This window comes from Paenarthrobacter sp. NPDC057355, assembly GCF_042667405.1.
Classification (GTDB): Bacteria; Actinomycetota; Actinomycetes; order Actinomycetales; family Micrococcaceae; genus Arthrobacter.
Map to the genome: position 1 here is coordinate 1 of NZ_JBHVAL010000048.1, position 2268 is coordinate 2268.

1 protein-coding gene is annotated in these 2268 nt (G+C 62.4%); it reads left to right on the forward strand.

The window, feature by feature from the left end:
• Positions 1-725 precede the first annotated feature (725 nt).
• The coding region (locus ACFUOZ_RS21310) for a hypothetical protein (protein ID WP_377552022.1) at positions 726-2268 on the forward strand (1543 nt) is incomplete at its 3' end.

Consider the following 2268-nt stretch of genomic DNA (forward strand, 5'->3'; position numbering starts at 1 on the left):
GACCAAACCACCCGCAAACTCACCATCGACCTCAGAAAAACCCCCACACTCAAAATCGACAAAATCACCATCAACCCCACACCCAACCCCTAACCCCCAACACCCCCCAACCACCCCGCGTCACCTCCCCGGGATATCGGCAGGTTGAAGCACCAGGCAAAGGACCGGGCACCACGAGTACCCACGCATCCAGGTACCGGGTCCCCGGCCCTTTGCCCTGACATGGAAGACGGAGCCCATCGTTGGGGGGTGGGCTCCCCCTTCCAACCATCCCTGCCCCGCTCCCTCAAACCACCACCACGACCAAAGACACAGCCCAGGCGCGGAGGGCTGTGTCCCACCCATCCGCCCCAAAAATTCCAGACACACCACCAGGGGGAGACCCAAACAGGTCCCCTCCCCCCTTCCCCCAAAAGCGACCCACCACCCCTGACACAGGGCAACACCCGCGGAGGGAACCATGGGCTTTGGGAACCGCCAGCCCGATTACCCCACGCAGGGCCCCTAACCGGCTGTATCCGGTGTGAACCACCACCCCTTGAGCCAGACCCCGCGCTTGTTGCTTGGGCCCGGCGCATTCCCCGTCCCGTCATGGGGGCGGGTTTTGTTTGTCTTGGGAGTTTGGGTGCCGGTGTTTGGGTGTTGTGTTGCCTGGTTGTGCAGGTGCCTGTTGTTCTGCGGTGCGTCTTTCGCTACCGCCCCTCCTTGTGTGGAAGGTGTGTTTGATGGTTTTGGGTTTGTGGTCCAGTACAGCCGGTGTCGGTGCCGGGCGAGGCTCCGGGTTGCCCGGGCGCGGTGTTCCGGGGTTACTGCCCCGATTGTGGGGGGTGGTGTTGGCTGTTGCGGTGACATTGACGCTGTTCGCCGTTGTCGATGTCGCGGCCGGGCCGGCCGCGAACGCTACCCCGCCCCCTGTGGTGGCGACGACCCCGCCGAGGGTCACTGACCCGAACAACGTCCGCAGGATCGGATTCCCGACCCTGCCGGGAACGAATGTTCCGCAGTTTGACGCGGTGGAGGTCTACCCCGGGATCTGGATCGCCAACCACTTCCAGCCCGGCGGCGACTGGACATCTCTGGGGTCGAGGTGGGGTGCGTTTGATGATGAGGTGGTGTGGCAGCGTAATGTTGATCAGATCACCGCTGACCTGGACCGGTTATGGTCCACCGGGTCGGGTAAGACCATCATGAAAGTCGCCGGCACCCTGAAAGCCAACGGCGGGGAGTACAACCAGTGGATTGACCACAGCGGCCGGGGAGTGCCCGCCGGAACAGCGAACCCGGACATCGGGGTAGTCATCTTCCCCACCCCCGGCGAAGGCGCTCATGCCTTTCTCCTTAACGAGGTCCCTGCCGGGACGGCCTCCTACGTAGCCTACGACCCTACGGCGATTACCAGTTACCGTGACATCCATACTGGAACTGTGATCGGGAAAGACCCGGTCGCATCTCTGGGGCATGAGCTCATTCACTCCGCTGACGGCAAGGCGGCGATCACCCCAGCCGATGCCGCTGGCGAGCCTTTGAAGATGGATACCCCTTACAAAGTCTTTGAGGGGGGCACCCCGGAGGCCCCTGCCGGGCCGGAGGAATGGTACTGGCAGCAAATGGAGGTTGATGAAATCCTGACGGTGGGCGGGGAACCCGAGACAACGTTGTTGGTGGAGCATTTGCAAGCCCATCCGGAGCTCTCACCCATCCCTGTTGAGGATCTCTCGATCACTTCCCATCCGTGGCGGAACCGGGCGGCTGTTCAGGTTTTGAAGGAGGTTAACACCGCGGGTGATGCATCACCGGAGTTGTTGGAACGGGCGAGGTTGATCTCGGAGTGGGCGATGGTGAATCCGACGGAGGGGAAGATCGGAGCGGCCCTGGAAACAGGCATCCGCACCCAGTATATGGACACTTATCATCTGGGCCCTGGTCGAAGAGTCAGCCCCCGGGAGCGTTTCACCCGTGATCCGGCGGCGGGTGTGTTGACGGCGGAGGATCTGGCGAACCCGTACCAGTCTTCGAAGCTGCGCCCAGTAGCTGCGGTCACGGTGCCGGTGTGTGGTGCTGAGGGCGGGGACGGGGCGAATGAGTCCTGCGAGCCTGATGTTGCTGAGTCAAAGCCGATGAGTGAGGAGGAGGTGAAGGCGTTTGAGGAGGACGTGAAGACCCGTGTGGAGTTGGAGAAGAGCAGTACCTCGGAGAGCGTGTTTTTTGAGTCGTTGTCGGTGGAGGATTTGCAGGTTCTTGCCGGGTCGAGTGTGACGGGTTCGGCGG